This window comes from Pseudoclavibacter sp. RFBB5 (assembly GCF_002931555.1).
GTDB lineage: Bacteria > Actinomycetota > Actinomycetes > Actinomycetales > Microbacteriaceae > Pseudoclavibacter.
This window is the reverse complement of the sequence record NZ_PSTZ01000007.1, coordinates 172,320-191,377: the sequence shown is the minus strand read 5'-3', so window position 1 is coordinate 191,377 and position 19,058 is coordinate 172,320. Positions and strand designations below refer to the sequence as shown.

The window sequence follows — 19,058 nt, the reverse complement described above, 5'->3', positions numbered from 1 at the left end:
ACCCAGGCAGCACTCGACACGCAGCACCCAGCGATCCATCCATCCACCTCCACGGAAGTCACTCCCATGCACTCATCCACGACACGGAGGGCATCGGCCCTCATCGCCTGCGCCGCACTCACCGGCCTGCTCCTCGCCGGATGCGCGACCGGCGCCGCAGAGACCCCCGCATCCGGGGACAACGAGGGCGGAGCATCCGGCACCCGCTCCGTCGAGCACGCCAGAGGCACGGCCGAGGTCCCCGCCGACCCGCAGCGCGTCGTGGTCCTCGAGCCCGTCGAGCTCGACACGGCCGTCGCCCTCGGCGTGACCCCGGTCGGTGCCGCCGTCGCCAGCAACGTCGCGGGCATCCCCGAGTACCTCGGCGTCGACGGCATAGAGCCCGTCGGGACCGTCCCGGAACCCGACCTCGAGGCCATCGCGGCGCTGAAGCCCGACCTCATCCTGGGCACCGAATCCCGCCACTCGAAGCTCTACGACCAGCTCGGAGCCATCGCGCCGACCGTGTTCATGGCCACGCAGGCCGACCCGTGGCAGGAGAACGTGCTCCTCATCGGCGAGGCGCTCGGACAGCAGGACAAAGCCGAAGAACTCCTCACCGGCTTCAACGACCGCTGCGAGGAGATCAAGAGCCAGACTGGCTCGGCGGGAAAGACCGCCAACCTCATCCGGCCGCGCGACGAGACGACGCTCAGCCTCTACGGGCCCACGTCATTCGCTGGCGGGGCACTCGAATGCGCCGGGCTCACCATTCCCGAGCAGCAGTGGGAGGACGGACTGCAGGCCGACATCTCGCCGGAGAACATCCTCGACGCCAAGGCCGACTACGTCTTCGTGACGACGGCAGACGTCGAGGACACGTCGACCGTGCCGACCGCGATCACCCAGAACGCCGCCGAGTTCCCCACCGTCACCCTCGTCGACACGAGCTACTGGGTCTCCGGCGTCGGCCCCAAGGGCGGCGACCTGGTGCTCGACGACATCGAGCGCTTCCTCGCAGCGCAGCAGTGACGCTCGCCCACGCCGGCCACGCGCCGACTCCGCTCCGGGTGGACGGGCGAGGCCGAGCATCCCTCGGCCTCGCCGCCCTCGCGGTGCTGCTCGTGATCTCGGTCGTGCTCTCGCTCATGGTCGGCTCGAACTCGCTCCCGCCGCACGTCGTCCTCGACGTGCTGCGGGGCGGCGGCTCCTCCGAGGCCCGCTACGTCGTCGGCGAGATCCGTGCGCCCCGCACCGTGACGGGGATCATCGTGGGCGTCGCCCTCGGCGTCGCCGGCGCGCTGATCCAGGCGTTCACCCGCAACCCGCTCGCGGACCCCGGCATCCTCGGCGTCAACGCCGGAGCCGCGTTCGCCATCGCCATCGGCGTCGCATTCTTCGGTCTCCGCGACATCTCCTCGTTCGTGTGGCTCGGGTTCCTCGGCGCGCTCGCTGTGACCCTCGCCGTCTCCCTCATCGGCTCCGCGGGGCGCGGCCCCGCCGACCCCATCCGCCTCACCCTGGCCGGCGTCGCCATCGGCGCCGTCTTCTCCGGCATGACAACGGGCATGACCCTGAGCAACCCGGATGCGTTCGACCGGATGCGCTCGTGGAACGCTGGCTCGCTCCTCGGCAGGGGCTTCGACGTCCTCCTGCCGGTGCTCCCCTTCATCGTCCTCGGGCTGATCGGCGCGCTGCTGCTCGCCCCCGGGCTCAACGCGCTTGCGCTCGGCGAGGACGTCGCTCGCGCGCAAGGAGCGAACGTCGGCGCCATTCGCGTGGGCGTGATCATCGCGGTCACGGTCCTCGCCGGGGCCGCGACGGCTCTGGCCGGGCCGATCGCCTTCGTCGGCCTCATGGTGCCGCACGTCGCGAGGTGGGTGTTCGGCGTCGACCAGCGCGTGATCCTCACGATCTCGATCGTGCTCGCCCCGGTCATCGTGCTCCTGTCGGATGTGCTGGGTCGAGTCCTCATCGCGCCCGCCGAGATCCCCGTCGGCATCGTCACCGCGTTCGTGGGCGCACCCCTGCTCATCGCCCTCGCACGCCAGCGCACGGCGAGCACCCTCTCGTGAGCACCACCCGCATCCCAGACCGCGTCGACATCGGCTACCGGCAGGTGCTCCTCACAGCCGGGCCCCTCGCGATGCCCCTCCGCGTGCGGACCCTGATCGTCAGCGTGATCGCGGCCGCCGCCATCCTGATACTCGGCATCCTCGCCCTCGGCCTCGGCACCTACCCGCTGACCCCGAACGCCGTCGTGCGCGCCCTGCTCGGCGGCGGGGACGCCCTCGACCGCACGGTCGTCTTCGAATGGCGCCTGGCCAGGGTCGTGGCGGCCATCGTGCTCGGCGGATTCCTCGCGACCGCCGGAGCCCTCTTCCAGACCGTCACCAGGAACCCACTCGCGAGCCCCGACATCCTCGGCCTCTCCAACGGCGCCTTCACCGGGATGCTCGTGAGCGTCGTCGCCTTCTCAGCGTCCTGGCCGCTCATGACCGCGGGCGCCGTCCTCGGCGGACTTGTCACGGCCCTCCTCATCTGGGGGCTCGCGCGCGGGGGCGGCGCGCAGGGCTTCCGCCTCATCGTGATCGGCATCGGAATCTCTGCCATGCTCGCGTCCCTGAACACATGGATGCTGCTCGAGGTCGAACTCGAGACCGCCATGTTCGCCTCCGCATGGGGAGCTGGCACCCTCAACGGGGTGACAGCTCCGCCGCTCGTCGGCGCGATCGCGTGCGGCATCCCGCTCCTCGCGCTCCTCCTGCTGACGGCTCCCCAGCTGCGCCAGCTCGATCTCGGCGACGACATGGCGGCCGCGACGGGAACTCGGCCGCAGCTCGTGCGCGCCGTCGTCCTGCTCGCGGCGGTCGGCCTCGTGTCGATCTCCACCGCCGTCATCGGCCCCGTCGCCTTCGTCGCCCTCGCCGCCCCGCAGATCGCCCGCCGGATCGCGCGGACACCGTACCTCTCCCTTCCACTCTCGGCCCTCGTCGGAGCCCTGCTCCTCCTCGGCTCCGACCTGGTCGCGCAGCACGTGCTTCCCGTCACCCTGCCCGTGGGCGTCGTCACGGTGTCCGTCGGCGGCCTCTACCTCATCGTCACCATCGTTCAGGAGATCCGCCGCCGTGCTTAGACACCCCGCCCCCGCTCCCGGCAGCCGAGACGAGCGTCCACAGCCCGACGCCGTCATCCCGGCTCGGGGCGCGCCACGCCTCGAAGCGGTGGAGGTCACCTTGGGCTACGACGGCGCGCCCATCATCAAGCGGCTCAGCGCAGAGATCCCCGACGGATCCTTCACCGTCATCATCGGCCCGAACGCGTGCGGCAAGTCGACCCTGCTACGGGGCCTCTCGCGGCTCATCACCCCTGAAGCCGGCCGGGTGGTGCTCGACGGCAAGGCCATCACGAGCATGCGTGCGAAGGACGTCGCCCGCCGCCTCGGCCTCCTGCCGCAGTCGGCGCTCGCCCCGGATGGCATCACCGTCGCCGACCTCGTCGGGCGCGGCAGGTTCGCCCACCAGCGCCTCCTCCGCCAATGGTCGCCAGCCGACGAGCGTGCCGTCCGCGACGCGCTCGACGCGACGGGCACCCTGCCGCTCGCGGCGCGACGCGTCGACGAGCTCTCCGGCGGCCAGCGGCAGCGCGTCTGGGTTGCCATGGTCCTCGCGCAGCAGACCGACCTCCTCCTCCTCGACGAGCCGACGACGTTCCTCGACATCGCCCACCAGGTGGAGCTCATGGAGCTCTTCGCGCACCTCAACCGCAGCGGCCGCACCATCGTGGCCGTGCTCCACGACCTCAACCACGCCGCGCGCTACGCCGACCACATCATCGCGATGCGCGACGGCCGCATCCTCGCGTCGGGAACGCCACGCGAGGTGGTGACGAGCGAGCGGGTCGAGGATATCTACGGCCTGCCGAACGTCGTCATCGACGACCCCATCACGGGCGGGCCGCTCGTGGTGCCGCGCGGGGTGCCGTTCTCCCGAGCAGGGAGCAACGCCGAAACGACCGGCGTGCCAGCCTAGGAGCGCGCGAGGCCGTCGAGCCAGGCGCCGACGACCTCGCGCGCGGCGGCCGTGAGGCGCGGCGCGAGCTCGAGCGCATCCGCCCTGATCTTCCGCGGGTCGAGCTCGTGCATCGCCAGCTCGTAGGCGTTCGCGATGAGCCACGTCTCGACCATCTGCGGGTCGACCTCGAGGTGGAACTGCAGGCCGAGCAGGTTCGGGCCCGCGGCGAACGCCTGGTTCGGGAAGCCCGGGGTCTCGGCCAGCCGCGCGACGCCGGCGGGAATCTCGAACTGGTCGCCGTGCCAGTGCAGCACCGGCACGTCGCGCAGCCCCTCGAGCACAGAGCCCGCTCCGTCTTCCGTGAGCGTCAGCGGCGAGAAGCCGATCTCGACCCTGCCCGTCGGCGCAACGTCTGCGCCCATGGCTGCCGCCATGAGCTGGGCTCCGAGGCACACGCCGAGCGTCGGGCGGTCGGCCTCGACCCGAGCTCTGATCGCCGCGATCTCGGGCGCGAGGAACGGGTAGCGCTCCGCATCCCCCACCCCGATCGGTCCGCCGAGCACCACGACGAGGTCGGCCGCGAGCAGCTCGTCCGCGGTTATCTCGTCCTGCCCGGCTTCCAGGTAGCGGATGCCGTACCCGCGCGCGGTGAGCACCTCACGGAGCAGGCCGAGGTCCTCGAAGACCACGTGGCGGACGACGAGGGCGGTGAGCGACACGGCGGGCTCCTTCAAGGGGGCGGGTTGGGACGTCAGATGCGTGGCGGTTGGATCGGCGCAGAGCGTCGGACGCGGTCCTCGGATCAGATCGTCGGCTCAGGCGCGATGCGCGCGTAGGCGGCCAGCACGGTGCGCTCCGACCTCACGAGGTATTCGTCGAGCGCCTGCGCAGCACCCTCGGTGTCGCCCGCGGTGTGGAGCGCGAGCACCCGCTGGTTCAGCTCGATGTACGGGGCGTGCAGGTACTCGAGGTCCTCGAGGAAGCCGAAGGCGAGCCGGAGCTCGGCGGAGACGTTCGCGTACACGCGGTCGAGCCGCTCGCTGTCCGCGAGCGCGACGATCGCCGTGTGGAACTCCATGTTGGCGGTGCCGACGGCGGCCCAGTCACCGGCCTCGCGACCCTGGAGCGCGCGCTCGACGGCTTCTCGCATCCGCGTGCCTGCCGGGTGCCGACCGGGGGCCGCGCGCAACGCCTGCACCTCGATCATGCGTCGCACCCGGTAGATGTCGAGGATGGATGCGAGCGAGGGGACGGCGACGAAGACGCCGGCATTGGGGCGGCGGGTGAGCAGCCGCTCCGCCGTGAGCATGCGGAACGCCTCGCGAAGGGTGTTGCGCGAGACCTCGAGCCGCTCCGTCATCGCGCTCTCCGAGAGGCGCTGACCGGGAACGATCTCGCCCGCGACGATCATCTGGCGGAGGCTCGAGGCCGCCCGCTCGGCCCTGTCGAGGGTCTCGTCGGCTGCGTTCACGCTTCGAACTCTACCGGCGGGCTCGGACGTCGAACTCGTCGATCGGATTCCGGAAACAACCCCGATACATCTTGTAACAAGACATTTACGCGTCTATCGTTGAACAATCTGTTGCTCAGCGTTGAACAACCGTAGGGTTGCCGCAATCACTCGCTGCTCCCCTACCGAACTGGAACGAGTCATGTCCTCTACACCTCCTCCCGCATCATCGGCCTCACCAGCCGGCAGCTCCGCGGCCGCCGACGAGGCGAGCACCCCCGAGAAGCTCAAGCAGTACGCGAAAGCCCGCCGCACCTCCCTGGTCGGCGCCCTCTTCCTCATGGCCACCTCGGCCATCGGCCCCGGCTTCATCACGCAGACGGCGACCTTCACCCAGCAGCTCGGCGCGGCGTTCGCCTTCGGCATCCTCATCTCGGTCCTCATCGACCTCGCCGTTCAGCTCAACATCTGGCGCATGATCACGCTCTCCGGGAAGCGCGCGAGCGCCCTCGCGAACGACGCCCTGCCGGGCAGCGGGTACGTCCTCGCCGTGCTCATCGTCATCGGCGGCCTCGTCTTCAACATCGGGAACATCGGCGGCGCCGGGCTCGGCCTCAACGTGCTCCTCGGCCTCGACGTGAAGATCGGCGCCGTCATCAGCGCCGCGATCGCCATCGCCATCTTCCTCATCAAGCGTGCCGGCATCGTCATGGACCGCGTCGTCATCGTCGCGGGCGTCGCCATGATCCTCCTGACCGTCATCGTCGCGATCGTGGCCCAGCCGCCCATCGGCGACGCGCTGCGCCAGACGATCCTCCCCGACACCATCAACTTCGCCACCATCACGACCATCGTCGGCGGCACCGTCGGCGGGTACATCGTCTACTCGGGCGCGCACAAGCTCCTCGACTCCGGCAACGCCGGACCCGAGCACATCAGACAGGTCAACCGCGCCGCCGTCACCGGCATCGTTATCACGGGCGTCATGCGCTACGTGCTGTTCCTCGCCATCCTCGGCGTCGTCGCGAGCGGCGTCGTCCTCGACACGACCCTCAACCCCGCCGCCGATGCCTTCCAGGCAGCCGCGGGCGAGGCCGGCTTCCGCATCTTCGGCGCCATCTTCTGGCTCGCCGCCCTCACGAGCATCATCGGCGCTGCCTACACCTCGGTCTCGTTCCTCCCCGTGTTCTCGAAGCGCATCGCCGGCCGCGCCGCCGACTTCTGGACCGTGGGCTTCATCGTCTTCTCGCTCGCCGTCTACCTGTCCATCGGCACCCCGCCAGCCACCCTGCTCGTCTTCGTGGGCGGCTTCAACGGCCTCATCCTGCCCATCGGCCTCACGCTGTTCATGTACATCGGCTGGTTCCGCCCGTCGAAGCTGGGCGGTGCGAAGTACCCGAAGTGGCTGCTGATCATCGGCACGCTCGCGACGGTCATCACCTGGTACATGGCGGTCAACGCGGTCGGACCGATCTTCGACCTCCTCAACACCTGATCCGCATCCCCGAGCGAAAGGCTGACCACATGAACGCACGTGCCATCGACCTCAACAGCGACCTCGGCGAGGGCTTCGGCCGCTGGACCCTCGGCGACGACCAGGAGATGCTCGGCATCGTCACGAGCGCCAACGTCGCCTGCGGCTTCCACGCCGGCGACCCGCGCGCCATCCGCTCCACCGTCAAGGGGGCGGCGGATGCAGGGGTCGCGATCGGCGCACACGTCGGCTACCGCGACCTGGCCGGCTTCGGGCGCCGCAACATCGACGTCGCCACCGACGACCTCGTCGCCGACGTGATCTACCAGATCGGCGCGCTGCAAGCACTCGCGGCCGCCGAGGGGACCAGCGTCAGCTACGTGAAGCCGCACGGCGCCCTCTACAACACGATCGTGCACGACGAGCGCCAGGCCGCCGACGTCGTCGAGGCCGTGCGCCTCGTCGACCCGAGCCTCGTGCTCCTCGGCATGCCAGGCTCGGCCGTGCTCCGCCTCGCGACCGAGGCGGGCCTGCCCACCGCGATCGAGGCGTTCGCCGACCGCGCCTACACCCCGCAGGGCACCCTCGTCTCCCGCCGGGAGCCGGGAGCCGTGCTGCACGACGTCGACGAGGTCGCGAAGCGCATGGTGCGCCTCGCGACGGAAGGCCTCCTCGAGGCCATCGATGGCAGCACGCTCGAGCTGCGCGCCGACTCGATCTGCGTGCACGGCGACAGCCCCGGAGCCACCGACATGGCCAGGCAGGTGCGGCTCGCGCTCACCGAGGCCGGCGTCGAGCTGCGCCCCTTCGCGCCCGCAGCCACGGCGACAGCGGCCACCACGTCCGTGACCGCTAGGAGCTGAGCCCACCCCATGAGAGTCCTCACCGCCCGCGACGACGCGGTCCTCATCGAGTGCGACAGCCTCGACGAGACGATCGCGCTCTTCGACGCCATGACCGCCCTGCGCATCCCCGGGGTCGGCGAGATGGTGCCGGGTGCCCGCACCCTGCTCGTCCCGTTCCGGCCCGCACGGGTGACCGCCGAGGAGATCGAAGCCGCAGCAGCGGGCGCCGACCTCAGCGGCGTGCGTGCGGGAGAACCGCGGCGTCTCGAGATCCCAACGCGGTACGACGGTGAGGACCTCGCGGAGGTCGCCGACCTCCTCGGCATCTCCGCCGACGAAGTCGTGCGCCGCCACACGAACTCGACCTTCACGGTCGGGTTCGTGGGCTTCGCGCCCGGCTTCGCCTACCTGACGGGCGACGACCCCGTGCTCGACGTGCCACGCCGGTCGACCCCGCGCACCCGCATCCCCGCAGGCTCGGTCGCCCTCGCCGGCACCTACAGCGGCGTCTACCCCCGCGAGAGCCCCGGCGGCTGGCAGCTCATCGGCACCACGGAGGTCCCCATGTGGGATCTCGACCGCGACCCTGCCGCCTTCATGGCGCCGGGCGACATCGTCACGTTCAGCGTCGACGCCGCGACCGAGCGGGCGCGCGCGACCGTGAGCGCTGAACGCGCGAACGCACCCAAGCAGACCGATCAGGCGCAACCCGAGGGGGCAGACGGCCGCAGCTCCGCCCTCGAAGTGGTCTCCCCAGGCCTGCAGACGCTGTTCCAGGACCTCGGGCGCGACGGCTACGCCAGCATGGGCGTCTCAGCCTCCGGGTCACTGGACGCGCCCGCCCACCGGCAGGCGAACCGCCTCGTCGGCAACAGCCCGGGCGGCCCCACCCTGGAGGTCGCCTACGGCGGCCTGCGCCTGCGAGCACACGGCCCGCAGGTGGTGGCCGTCGCCGGCGCCGAGGTCGAGCTGACCGTGGACGGCGTCCTCCCTCGCACCGTGCCGTTCGGCGCGGCCTTCGCCCTCGACGACGGCGACGAGCTGCAGCTCGGCTCCCCCACGTTCGGCGTCCGCAGCTACCTCGCGGTGCGCGGCGGATTCGACGCACCTCCCGTGCTCGAGAGCCTCGCGACCGATCTTCTCGCGGGGCTCGGCCCCGACGCACTCGAGGCCGGTGACGTGCTCGGCGTCCGCGAGCCCGCGGCGCCCCTCGCCCCGGCGATCTCCGTCGCCGACGCGGCGCACCGGGACCTGCCTGCCGCGGGCGGCGACAGCGTCGAGCTGCGCATCGTGCTCGGACCGCGCGACGACTGGTTCTCCGCCGAGGAGATCACCCGCTTCACGAGCCAGGAGTGGCAGGTGACGCCGCAGTCGAACCGCGTCGGCGTGCGCCTCGAGGGCGACGCCCTCACTCGCGCGAAGGGCGGAGAGCTGCCGAGCGAGGGCTGCGTCAGCGGGGCCCTGCAGATGCCGCCCAGCGGGCAGCCCGTGCTCTTCCTCGCCGACCATCCCCTCACGGGCGGCTACCCCGTGCTCGGCGCCGTCATCACCGACGACCTACCCCTCGCTGGCCAGCTGCCCGTCGGCGCCACCGTGCGATTCCGCATCGTCGAACCGCGCATCCACCAGCCACGCACCCAGACCCCACTCACCCAGACCCCAGGAGAACTCCGATGACCCGCATCAGCAAGGTCCTCATCGCGAACCGCGGTGAGATCGCAGGGCGCGTCGCCCGCGCCTGCGCCGACTACGGGGTCGCCTCCGTCGCCGTCTACGCCGACTCCGATGCCGACGCCCTGCACGTGCGCCTCGCCGACGAGGCCGTGCCGCTCGAGGGCGAGACGTCGAAGGAGACCTACCTCGACGCCGACAAGCTCCTCGCCGCAGCCAAGGCGACGGGCGCCGACGCCGTCCACCCCGGCTACGGCTTCCTCTCCGAGAACGCCGACTTCGCGCGGGCCGTCGAATCCGCTGGCCTCGTGTGGATCGGGCCGCCACCAGCGGCCATCGAGCTCCTCGGCGACAAGATCTCTGCCCGCCGCCTGGCCGAGCGCGTCGGTGCGCCCCTCGTCGCCGGAACGAGCGGCCCCGTCGACTCCCCCGCGGAGGCGAGCGCCTTCGCCGAGGAGCACGGCCTCCCCATCGCCATCAAGGCCGCGTTCGGCGGTGGCGGCCGCGGCCTCCGCGTCGCGCGCCGACTCGACGAGGTCGAGGAGCTCTTCGCCGCAGCAGGTCGCGAAGCCGTCGCCGCGTTCGGTCGCGGCGAGTGCTTCGTCGAGCAGTTCCTCGAGTCGCCACGCCACATCGAAGCGCAGGTGATCGCCGACGAGCACGGCAACGTGGTGGTCGTCGGCACGCGCGACTGCTCGCTGCAGCGCCGCAACCAGAAGCTCGTCGAGGAGGCCCCCGCGCCCTTCCTGACTCCCGAGCAGCGGGAGCGCATCCACACCTCAGCCCGTGACATCTGCGCCGAGGCCGGCTACCGCAGCGCCGGCACGGTCGAGTTCCTCCTCGACGCGAACGGCATCATCTCCTTCCTCGAGGTCAACACTCGCCTGCAGGTCGAGCACCCCGTGACCGAGGAGACCGCGGGCGTCGACCTCGTGGTGCAGCAGCTGCGCATCGCCGACGGGCTCGCGCTCGAGGCGGCCGAGTTCGAGCCCCGCGGGCACGCGTTCGAGTTCCGCATCAACGCCGAGGACCCGGCGCGCGGTTTCCTGCCAGGGCCGGGCACCATCTCGCTGTTCCGCGCGCCGTCGGGTCCAGGCGTGCGCATCGACACCGGCGTCGAGACCGGCTCCGTGGTCTCCGGGCAGTTCGACTCGATGCTCGCGAAGCTCATCGTCACCGGGGCCACCCGTGAGGAGGCGCTCCGCCGCGCACGCCGCGCGCTGGCTGAGTTCGAGGTCGAGGGCGTGCCGACCGTGCTGCCCTTCCACCGCGCGGTGCTCGACGACCCAGATTTCATCGGCGGCGAAGGCCCCGACGGTGAGCCGGGCTTCGGCGTGCACACGCAATGGATCGAGACGACCTTCGCCGAGCGCATCCCGGAGCAGTCGCTCTCGGTCCAGCCGACGGACCCGTCGGTCGTGTCGACCTGGATCGAGCTCGACGGGCGACGCGTCGCCATGCGGCTCCCCGCGACGCTCTTCGCCGCGGGCGGCTCGGCTGCCGCGGTGTCGCCCGCCGGCGCGGCAGGTTCTGCAGGGGCAGCGGATGCTGGCAGCGGGTCCGGCTCGTCGGTCGCGGCCCCCATGGCGGGCACGCTCCTGCGCTGGCTCGTCGATGACGGTGCAGAGGTCGAGGCGGGCACCGCGGTGGCCGTGGTCGAGGCCATGAAGATGGAGACGCCCGTGCAGGTGAAGGCCGCCGGCACCCTGCGCCACCGGGCCGAGGCGGGCAGCCCAATCGCGGCCGGTGAGGTGCTCGCGGAGGTCGCTCAGGCGAGCTGAGCTCCGAGCCGCCGCGCCCCGCGCTGGCGAGGTGCCACCCGGAGCCGATTGTCGGTGGGTGCGGGCAGACTGGTTCGCATGACGGAACCAGCTGCCCGCGCCCACCATTCGATCGACTACCTCGAGTTCGGCGTCACCGACCTCGCCGTCGCCAAGCAGTTCTACGGCGACGCCTTCGGGTGGACCTTCAACGACTACGGCCCCGGCCCCAACTACGTGGGCATCCGTCGACCGGGTGGCGAGGAGACCGACGAGGTGGGCGGCTTCCGCCTCGACCCGCAAGTCACTCCCGGAGGTGCCCTGGTGCTCCTCTACTCCGACGACCTCGAGGCGAGCATCGCCCAGGTGCGTTCGGCGGGTGGGGAGATCGTCAGCGGACCGTACGAGTTCCCGGGCGGCCGGCGCTTCCACTTCACCGACCCGGCGGGCAACGAGCTCGGCGTCTGGTCGAGCTCCTAGCGCGCCCCGGTCGAGCCCGCGCGAGCTCGCTACACAGCTGCCGCCTGCGCGGCGATGCTGGCTCGCACCTCGTCGAGCACCGCCATGATGGCGACCGATTCGTCGAGCGGCATGCGCGGGCTCTCGAGTTCTCCGGCGTGCAGGCAGCGCTCGACCTCGAGCGCCTGGAACTGCATGCCCCGGCCGACGTGCTGGGGCTTGTCGAAGCGCAGCAGCTCACGCTGCGGCCTGCCGCCGTCGTAGACCGTGAACGAGGTCGACGCGTAGAAGACGGCATCGATGTCAATCCACCCGTCGGACCCGACGATGGCTGCACGGTTCGAGCCCGGCGCGTCCATGCGCGTGAGCGTCGCCGAGCTGCGGCCTGCGCCGTGCCGCATCAGCACGGAAGCGGAGAGGTCGACACCGAGCTCGGACGCCTCGCCGTCGACGAGGATCGTCGTGGCGGGCCCGAGCAGCTGTGAGGCCATCGAGATGCCGTACACGCCGAGATCGGCCATCACCCCGCCGCCGAGCGAGGGGTCACCGTGCCGGCTCGTCGGAGACACGTCGAGGTTCTGGAAGTGCGAGCTCGTGAAGCTCACGAGCTCACCGATCGCCCCGCGCTCCAGCACGTCGCCGATCGCGTCCGCCGTCGGCAGGAAGCGGGTCCACATGGCCTCCATCGCGAAGACGCCCTTGGCGCGGGCGGCCGCGACGACCCGCTCCGCCTCGGCGGCCGTGCTGGTGAACGACTTCTCGACGAGCACGGGCTTGCCGGCTCCGATCGCGAGCAGCGCCTGCTCCGCGTGGAGCGTCTGCGGCGTCGCGATGTAAACCACATCCACGTGCGGGTCGGCGACGAGGTCCTCGTAGCTGCCGTGAGAGGCGGGGATGGAGAACTCGGCGGCGAACTCGGCCGCCTTTGTCGCATCCCGCGATCCGACAGCCGCGACCTCGAGCCCCTGGGCCAGCAGGTCGGACACGAAGGTCTTCGCGATGTTGCCTGCCCCGAGAACTCCCCATCGAACGCGTTGTGCCGTCACAGGAAAAACTCTAGCGACGCGACCAACGAATCCGCCACAGCTCGAGCCGCGATGCCAGCCGCGAGAGTCGTGCGTCACGCTCTCTTGCTGGCCCCCGACCTAGCCGCAAGTGATCTAGCATTTCCTACGGTTCGCGAGGAGCGAATCAACCGTGCGCCGTCAGGAGAACCCCATGCGCCAGCTCATCGTCACCGCCTTCGTCTCTGCCGACGGGGTCATGGAGGCCCCCGGAGGTGAAGAGGGCTACCGCAACTCGGGGTGGACCTGGCAGGACATCGACTTCGACCCGGCCGCCTACACGATCAAGGGCACCGAGCAGCTCGAAGCCGGCGCGCTGCTCCTCGGCCGCACGAGCTACGAGGCCTTCGCGCCGGTCTGGCCCGGCATGACCGAGGAGTTCCCGAAGTACAACACCATGCCGCGCTACGTCGTCTCGACGACGCTCGAGACCGACGACCCTCGCTGGCCCGCCACCGTCCTTCGCTCCATCGACGACGTCGCCGCCCTCAAGGACGGCGACGGCGACCCGATCATCGTGCACGGAAGCGCCGAGCTCGGCCAGGCGCTCGCCGACGCCGGACTCGTCGACCGCTACAACCTGCTCGTCTTCCCGCTGCTCCTCGGTGCAGGCAAGCGGCTCTTCAGCGAGACCGACAAGGCCACCCAGCACCTCAAGCTCGTCGAGCACGAGGTCTACTCGAACGGCATCCAGAAGCAGGTCTTCGACGTCATCCGCTAGGGCAGGCGGATGCGGGGACGCATCAGTCCGCGAGTCCCGCACGCCTCGCGAGCACCGCGGCCTCCATGCGCGAGGTGACCCCGAGCTTCGCGAGCACCCGGGAGACGTGTGTCTTCGCGGTCGACCCGCTGATGTGCATCCGCTGGCCGATGCCCACGTTCGAGAGCCCCTCGCCGAGGGCGGTGAGCACCTCCCGCTCCCGTGCCGTGAGCTGCTCGATGCCGGGCACAGCCGGCGTTGCCGTGGGCGCTTCCTCTCGTGTCTCGGCGAAGCGGTCGAGGAGGCGCCGCGTCACCTCAGGCGAGAGCGCGCCGTCCCCCCTCGCCACCGCCTGCACCGCCGCCTGCAGGGCGGGCCCGGTCGTCGACTTGAGCAGGAACCCGGCCGCACCCGCGCGAACCGCGCCGAAGACGTACTCGTGGAGGTCGAACGTCGTCAGCACGAGCACCTGCGAGAGCGACTCGGCGATGATCGCCCGTGTGGCCGCGATGCCGTCGGTGCCGGGCATGCGAACGTCCATGAGCACGACGTCCGGTCGAAGCGCCCGCGCGTTGCCGATCGCCGCCGCACCGTCAGCGGCCTCACCCACGACCTCGATGTCGTGTGCCTCCAGCAGGAGCCGCAGCCCCGCCCTGATCGCAGCGTGATCGTCGGCGATGAGCACGCGCACTCGTGGCCGGGCAGCACCGACCGCCCCGGTTGCTTCGCCGCCCAGGTGGGCCTGGTCCACCTCGCCTGCTTGATCGGCTCCGTTCACGATGCCCTCTCGGTTCGGTGACCGGCCCCGCGCTCCGCGCCTCCCACGTTCCGTGGCACTCGCGCGCTGACGCGCCACCCTCCACCGCCCGCGATGGGCCCCGCCTCGAGGCGCCCGCCGAGACGCTCGGCTCGCTCGCGGATCAGCCCGAGCCCGTTCCCGGTGCCCGGGGCGCCGTCGACGAGCGTGCCGCCCACGGACGTGACGAGCACGGAGATCGACTCGGTGTCCTCCTCGAAGCGCACCTCGACGTCGGCCCCGGGAGAATGGCGCTCGCTGTTCGCGAGAGCCTCCGCCACGACCCGCGCGAGCGCTTGCTCGGAGGCGGCGGATGCGCTCGGCACCTCGCCGACGACCGTCACGTCGACCGCGCGCGTGGCCGCGACGATCTGGGCCACCTGAGCGAGCCGCGGTGGTGCGGCCAGCTCCTGACTGTCGCTCTCACCGTGACGCAGGATGAGGATCATCGACCGCATCTCGTCGAGTCCCTCGAGGGCGGAGGCACGGATGGCTTGGAGGGCGCCGGCCTCCCGGGGAGCGACCGCTGGCCCCGCGAGCGCCGCCTCGGAGGTGATCGCGATCGCCGAGAGGTTCGCGGCGACGACGTCGTGGAGGTCGCGGGCCATGCGCTCTCGTTCAGCGCGCACCGCTTCTTCGCGTTCCAGCACGAGCAGGCGCTCGGCGTCGTCGGCGCGTGCCTCCTGCACACGGGCCAGCTCCGCGCTCTGGCGCACCGAGCCCGCCCACCACAGCGGGGTGCAGAAGATGGCGAGGGCCTGCAGGCAGAAGAAGACCGCTTCCCGGATTGTGGCCCCGAGCAGCAGGGGCGCGACGAACGCTGCCAGCACGGCCGCGACGACGACCCACTCCACGACCCGGAGCGCACCCCTCGAAGCGAACCTCCCCACGACATACAGCGCGTCGAGGACCAGCACGATCACGCCGAGCGCGCCGCCGACGACGAGCGTCAGCGCCGCCAGTGCGACGCAGACGGTGAGCACGGCCACCGGAAACCTTCGCTTCTGCGTGAGCGCTGCCGCGCCGATCGCGATCGCCCCGAGCGTCGGACCGAGCTGCTCAGCGGAGTCGAAGAGCGCCAGCACGACGGCGATCGCCACGACGACGACGGTCGACGTCGTGTCCTCGTCGAGGTCCCGGATGCGCGTCTTCGCTGCCGCGAGCGTCCCACCGGGTTCCGTCATGCGACCATCCCAGCACACAGACGCAAGGAGGGTGTCCGCCGAAGGATGTAGCCCGGCGGCCGTGTCGACGCCCTTTGGCGGACGCGGGCCCGCGCTCACGCGCCTGAGGCTTGCCCCATGACCACAGAACTGCTGCTCTCGCTCCTCGGACTCGCACTCGTCGACAGCCTGAGTGCGGGCACGCTGCTCATCCCGATCTTCTTCCTGCTCGCGCCCGGCCGCATCCGCCTCGGGCGCATGCTCACCTACCTGGGCACGATCGCCGGCTTCTACTTCCTCGTCGGTCTCGCCCTCACGGCCGGCGCGTCCGTGCTGCTGGACAGTGCCGCCGCGGTGCTCGAGACGCCCACCGCCTACGCCGTGCAGCTGTTCCTCGGCGCAGGCCTGCTCGCCGTCGCCATCCTCATGCCGACGAAGAAGAAGGAGCCGCAGCTCTCGCCCGCTGAGGTCGCCCCGGCCGGGAGCGGCATTCCTCCCGCACACCTGAACCCGCAGTCCGACTCGGCACCGGCCGCTCCCGGGCGCCTTGGCCGCTGGCGCGAGCGGGCGCTCGGCGGTGGCTCCCCGGCGACCGTCATCGTGCTCGCCCTGGCCGCGGGTCTCGTCGAGCTCGCGACGATGATTCCCTATCTCGCGGCCGTGGGCCTACTCACGAACTCGGGGCTCGGCGTCGCCGGATCAGCTCCGCTGCTCGCCGCGTACTGCGTCGTCATGATCGTCCCGGCGCTGCTGCTCCTGCTCGGACGGGTCGCGGCACGCCGCACCGTCGAACCCCGCCTCCGTCGTCTCTCGGACTGGCTGAGCCGGAACGCCGCCGAGAACACGGCCTGGATCATCGGCATCGTCGGCTTCCTGCTGCTCCGCGACGCGCTCTCGCATTCCGCGGGCTTCGAGTTCTGGCCCTTCAACTCCTGATCGGCGTCTAACGCCACGCGAGGCCCGCGCAGCTCTGGGACAGCGGAGGCAGCCGCCCGGTCAGCGCACGCTGAGCTCGATGAGCTGCGCCTCCACCGACTCGCGCAGCGGCGCCCCGTCGAAGCGGCCGGCGCGGTTGCCGTCGGCGTCGAGCAGCAGCACCGTGGGAGTGACGACGATGTCGTACGGCAGCACGAGCTCCGGGCGGATGCTCGTGTCCACCTCGGCGAGCACGACCCCCGCCGAGGTGGCGGCGACGTCCTGCAGCATCCACCTCGTCACGGCGCATTCGGGACTGTCCGGGGCGGTGAAGAGCACGATGGTCGCGCGGCGACCCGGCAGCACGCCCTCTGGCAGCAGTTCGAGGTCGATCTCCGACTGCTCGGGCTCCGGCTCCCCCTCGCCGTCGAAACGGCTCACACCGCGCCTCGCGACCCAGCCGACCACGGCCACAATGAGTACAAGTGCCATGATCACGAGCAACACCACTGATGCGTCCACGCGGACAGCCTCGCATATCCGGGGGTCGAACGGTGAGGTCTGTGGCGCCGGGATCAGGCGCTCAGCTGCTGGAGCTGCGCCTGCAGCTCGGCTCGCCTCGGCGGCCCGCCGATGCGAGCGACCCGCGTGCCCGCGTCGTCGAGCACCAGAACCGTGGGCGTCTGCCTCACGTCGTAGCTGCGCGCGAGGTCCTGACGATCGGTGAGGTCGACTTCGGCGACGACCACGCCGGGCGTCTGGGCCGCGAGGTCCTCGAGCATCCGCTTGGTCGCGGGGCATCTGGCGCAGAACGCGGTGGAGAAGAGGATGAGCGTTGCGCGCTTCCCCTGCGGCGGCCCGTCGGTGAGCAGGTCCAGGTCCGGGGCACCGTCGAGCTGCTGAGCTGCGCGCTTCAGGCGCCCGCTCGTGCGCTGCATCGCCACTCCGACCACGGTGGCGATCACGACGAGCGCACCGACGAGCAGCGCAGCGGTGGTGGCGTCCATGCTGGTGCGGCTCAGCCCTGCGCAGCCCGGCGGCGGATGATCCCGCCGCGCAAGAGCAGCACGTACAGCTGGCAGCCGAGGCAGTAGCCGAAGACGGCGTTCAGGAACGCCGCGATGAACGCGGCCCCCGCGGCGACCGGCACGGCGAGCGGCACCCCGAGGAGGTGCAGGACGACGCCGACCAGCGTGACCGCGAAGCCGACCCCCTGCGCGAACGTCGGCGGGGCCGCGTCCTCCGTCTCGGCCGGAGGGGCGAGACGCGGCCGGATGAAGCGGGCGAAGAAGCGGCCGTACGGGTGGCGCTGGATGCCCGCGAACGAGCCCCACGCGAACAGCGCCGACAGCGCGACCAGGAGGAGGAACCCTGGCTGCACGACCCGGTCGGGGAACGAGGCCCCGGCCGGTGCCACGAGGCCGAGATACACCGTCACGAGAAGGAGCAGCGCCGAGATGGCCGCGCCGAAGCGCGGCCCCCGGGGGTCGATTCGAGTCTGTGCCGACATGATGCTCCGTCGTGGGGGTGGCTTCTGGAAGATGCTCCTGGAACGCCCCGGAAGGGTGCGCTCCTCTCGACGGCGGATGCCGTGCCGAAAGGCTAGGCGTGTGCGGCGAGCGGGGGAACGACTGTGACGCTCCGCGACGCCCGAAGTCCTCGATGCAGCCAGGTTCCTCGGCAACGGAGTTGAGATGATGCCAGCATGAAGACCTTCACACTCCCGCAGACCGACGTGCGTGCATCGAGCATCGTGCTCGGCCAGATGCGCATCATGGACCTCGACGACGAGCAGCTGCGCACCCTGGTCGGCACGGCCCTCGACGCCGGCGTCAACGTCATCGACCACGCCGACATCTACGGCGGCGAACGCCACGCTTGCGAGCGTCGCTTCGGGGACGCCATCCGCTTCTCCCCCACCGAGCGCGAGAACGTGCTCATCCAGTCGAAGGTCGGCATCCGCGAGGGCTACTTCGACTTCTCGGCCGAGCACATCATGCGCACCGTCGACGAATCGCTGGAGGCCCTCGGCACTGAGTACCTCGACGTGCTCCTCCTCCACCGCCCCGACACGCTCGTCGAGCCCGACGAGGTCGCGACGGCCTTCAGCGAGCTCCACAACCGCGGCAAGGTCCGCCACTTCGGCGTCTCCAACCACACTCCCGGGCAGGTCGAGCTGCTCAAGTCGGTCGTCGCGCAGCCGCTCATCATCAACCAGGTGCAGCTGAGCGTCACGCATGCCCCGATCATCGCGTCGGGCATCGCCGCCAACATGGTGGGCCTCGACCAGTCCATCGACCGAGACAACGGCATGCTCGACTACGCGCGACTGAACGGCATCACGCTGCAGGCCTGGTCGCCATTCCAGAAGGCGTTCTTCGACGGCGTCTTCATCGGCGACCGCGAGAACTTCGCCGATCTCAACGACGTCCTTGACGCGCTCGCCGAGAAGTACGGCGTCACGCCGACGGGCATCGCGACGGCCTGGATCACCCGCCACCCCGCGAACATCCAGGTGGTGCTCGGCACGACGACCCCGTCGCGCGTCGCAGAGTCGGCGGCTGGCTCGGACGTGCATCTCACGCGCGAGGAGTACTACCGCCTCTTCACGGCAGCCGGCCACACGCTGCCGTAGCCCGCGCTGCCGGCGCGAGGCCGCCGCTGGCCACCTGGCGCCGCTGACGCCTCGCAGAGTTGTGGCCCGTTGCTGTTCCCGAGTTCGGGAACAGCAACGGGCCACAACTCTGAGATGCGGGAGCGAGGTGCGCG

At 71.0% G+C, this 19,058-nt stretch carries 20 protein-coding genes; 12 read left to right on the top strand and 8 right to left on the bottom strand.

Annotated elements, in window-relative coordinates:
• The first annotated feature begins 66 nt into the window (after positions 1-66).
• From C5B97_RS17935 to C5B97_RS08860, 4 genes are all read left to right on the top strand, one after another.
• Positions 67-1,011: an ABC transporter substrate-binding protein gene (locus C5B97_RS17935; protein WP_181026960.1), complete on the top strand. Its 945-nt coding sequence runs from the start codon at positions 67-69 to the stop codon at positions 1,009-1,011.
• On the top strand, positions 1,008-2,054 hold the full coding sequence (locus C5B97_RS08870; protein ID WP_258068084.1) for an iron chelate uptake ABC transporter family permease subunit: 1,047 nt from the start codon (positions 1,008-1,010) through the stop codon (positions 2,052-2,054). The genes C5B97_RS17935 and C5B97_RS08870 overlap by 4 nt, the downstream gene beginning before the upstream one ends.
• Positions 2,051-3,115 (top strand): iron chelate uptake ABC transporter family permease subunit, encoded by a 1,065-nt coding sequence (locus tag C5B97_RS08865; RefSeq protein ID WP_258068083.1) that lies wholly within the window; start codon positions 2,051-2,053, stop codon positions 3,113-3,115. The genes C5B97_RS08870 and C5B97_RS08865 overlap by 4 nt, the downstream gene beginning before the upstream one ends.
• Before the next feature lie 88 nt (positions 3,116-3,203).
• The gene (locus C5B97_RS08860; protein WP_258068267.1) at positions 3,204-4,010 is read left to right on the top strand and encodes an ABC transporter ATP-binding protein; all 807 of its coding nucleotides are present in this window, start codon (positions 3,204-3,206) and stop codon (positions 4,008-4,010) included.
• On the opposite strand, the gene C5B97_RS08855 is transcribed toward C5B97_RS08860, so the two are convergent.
• On the bottom strand, positions 4,007-4,711 hold the full coding sequence (locus tag C5B97_RS08855) for a glutamine amidotransferase (RefSeq protein ID WP_104311735.1): 705 nt from the start codon (positions 4,709-4,711) through the stop codon (positions 4,007-4,009). The two genes, C5B97_RS08860 and C5B97_RS08855, sit on opposite strands and share 4 nt — an antisense overlap.
• A gap of 83 nt (positions 4,712-4,794) precedes the next feature.
• Complete coding sequence (locus tag C5B97_RS08850; protein ID WP_104311734.1) at positions 4,795-5,463, bottom strand: GntR family transcriptional regulator; 669 nt, start codon at positions 5,461-5,463, stop codon at positions 4,795-4,797.
• 319 nt (positions 5,464-5,782) lie between these two features.
• Here C5B97_RS08850 and C5B97_RS08845 point away from each other — a divergent pair, with 319 nt between their 5' ends.
• From C5B97_RS08845 to C5B97_RS08825, 5 genes are all read left to right on the top strand, one after another.
• On the top strand, positions 5,783-6,937 hold the full coding sequence (locus C5B97_RS08845; protein WP_258068266.1) for an NRAMP family divalent metal transporter: 1,155 nt from the start codon (positions 5,783-5,785) through the stop codon (positions 6,935-6,937).
• A 29-nt stretch (positions 6,938-6,966) separates the two neighbouring features.
• On the top strand, positions 6,967-7,779 hold the full coding sequence (locus C5B97_RS08840) for a LamB/YcsF family protein (protein ID WP_104311732.1): 813 nt from the start codon (positions 6,967-6,969) through the stop codon (positions 7,777-7,779).
• A gap of 9 nt (positions 7,780-7,788) precedes the next feature.
• A complete protein-coding gene (locus C5B97_RS08835; RefSeq protein ID WP_104311731.1) occupies positions 7,789-9,438 on the top strand; it encodes a 5-oxoprolinase/urea amidolyase family protein in 1,650 nt (549 codons plus the stop codon).
• On the top strand, positions 9,435-11,213 hold the full coding sequence (locus tag C5B97_RS08830) for a biotin carboxylase N-terminal domain-containing protein (protein ID WP_258068082.1): 1,779 nt from the start codon (positions 9,435-9,437) through the stop codon (positions 11,211-11,213). Before C5B97_RS08835 ends, C5B97_RS08830 begins: the two co-directional genes overlap by 4 nt.
• Before the next feature lie 78 nt (positions 11,214-11,291).
• On the top strand, positions 11,292-11,672 hold the full coding sequence (locus tag C5B97_RS08825) for a VOC family protein (protein WP_104311730.1): 381 nt from the start codon (positions 11,292-11,294) through the stop codon (positions 11,670-11,672).
• 29 nt (positions 11,673-11,701) lie between these two features.
• Here C5B97_RS08825 and C5B97_RS08820 read toward each other — a convergent pair whose 3' ends face one another.
• On the bottom strand, positions 11,702-12,697 hold the full coding sequence (locus C5B97_RS08820) for a Gfo/Idh/MocA family protein (protein ID WP_181026959.1): 996 nt from the start codon (positions 12,695-12,697) through the stop codon (positions 11,702-11,704).
• Positions 12,698-12,869: 172 nt separating this feature from the next.
• Between C5B97_RS08820 and C5B97_RS08815 the strand changes: the two genes are divergently transcribed.
• A complete protein-coding gene (locus C5B97_RS08815) occupies positions 12,870-13,436 on the top strand; it encodes a dihydrofolate reductase family protein (protein ID WP_104311728.1) in 567 nt (188 codons plus the stop codon).
• A gap of 22 nt (positions 13,437-13,458) precedes the next feature.
• On the opposite strand, the gene C5B97_RS08810 is transcribed toward C5B97_RS08815, so the two are convergent.
• Both C5B97_RS08810 and C5B97_RS08805 read right to left on the bottom strand, forming a co-directional pair.
• On the bottom strand, positions 13,459-14,106 hold the full coding sequence (locus tag C5B97_RS08810; protein WP_104312550.1) for a response regulator transcription factor: 648 nt from the start codon (positions 14,104-14,106) through the stop codon (positions 13,459-13,461).
• 83 nt (positions 14,107-14,189) lie between these two features.
• Positions 14,190-15,395 (bottom strand): sensor histidine kinase, encoded by a 1,206-nt coding sequence (locus C5B97_RS08805; RefSeq protein ID WP_104311727.1) that lies wholly within the window; start codon positions 15,393-15,395, stop codon positions 14,190-14,192.
• Between the two features lie 117 nt (positions 15,396-15,512).
• Here C5B97_RS08805 and C5B97_RS08800 point away from each other — a divergent pair, with 117 nt between their 5' ends.
• Positions 15,513-16,310, top strand: coding sequence for a GAP family protein (locus C5B97_RS08800; protein WP_104311726.1), 798 nt, complete (start codon positions 15,513-15,515; stop codon positions 16,308-16,310).
• 60 nt (positions 16,311-16,370) lie between these two features.
• Here the strand turns inward: C5B97_RS08800 and C5B97_RS08795 are convergent, their stop codons facing one another.
• The 3 genes from C5B97_RS08795 to C5B97_RS08785 are packed head-to-tail and all read right to left on the bottom strand — an operon-like array spanning position 16,371 to position 17,799.
• On the bottom strand, positions 16,371-16,811 hold the full coding sequence (locus C5B97_RS08795) for a thioredoxin family protein (RefSeq protein ID WP_104311725.1): 441 nt from the start codon (positions 16,809-16,811) through the stop codon (positions 16,371-16,373).
• Between the two features lie 53 nt (positions 16,812-16,864).
• Complete coding sequence (locus C5B97_RS08790; protein ID WP_104311724.1) at positions 16,865-17,296, bottom strand: thioredoxin family protein; 432 nt, start codon at positions 17,294-17,296, stop codon at positions 16,865-16,867.
• 11 nt (positions 17,297-17,307) lie between these two features.
• Positions 17,308-17,799, bottom strand: coding sequence for a DUF4395 domain-containing protein (locus C5B97_RS08785; RefSeq protein ID WP_104311723.1), 492 nt, complete (start codon positions 17,797-17,799; stop codon positions 17,308-17,310).
• Between the two features lie 195 nt (positions 17,800-17,994).
• Between C5B97_RS08785 and C5B97_RS08780 the strand changes: the two genes are divergently transcribed.
• Positions 17,995-18,924 (top strand): aldo/keto reductase family oxidoreductase, encoded by a 930-nt coding sequence (locus tag C5B97_RS08780; protein ID WP_104311722.1) that lies wholly within the window; start codon positions 17,995-17,997, stop codon positions 18,922-18,924.
• Positions 18,925-19,058 lie beyond the last annotated feature (134 nt).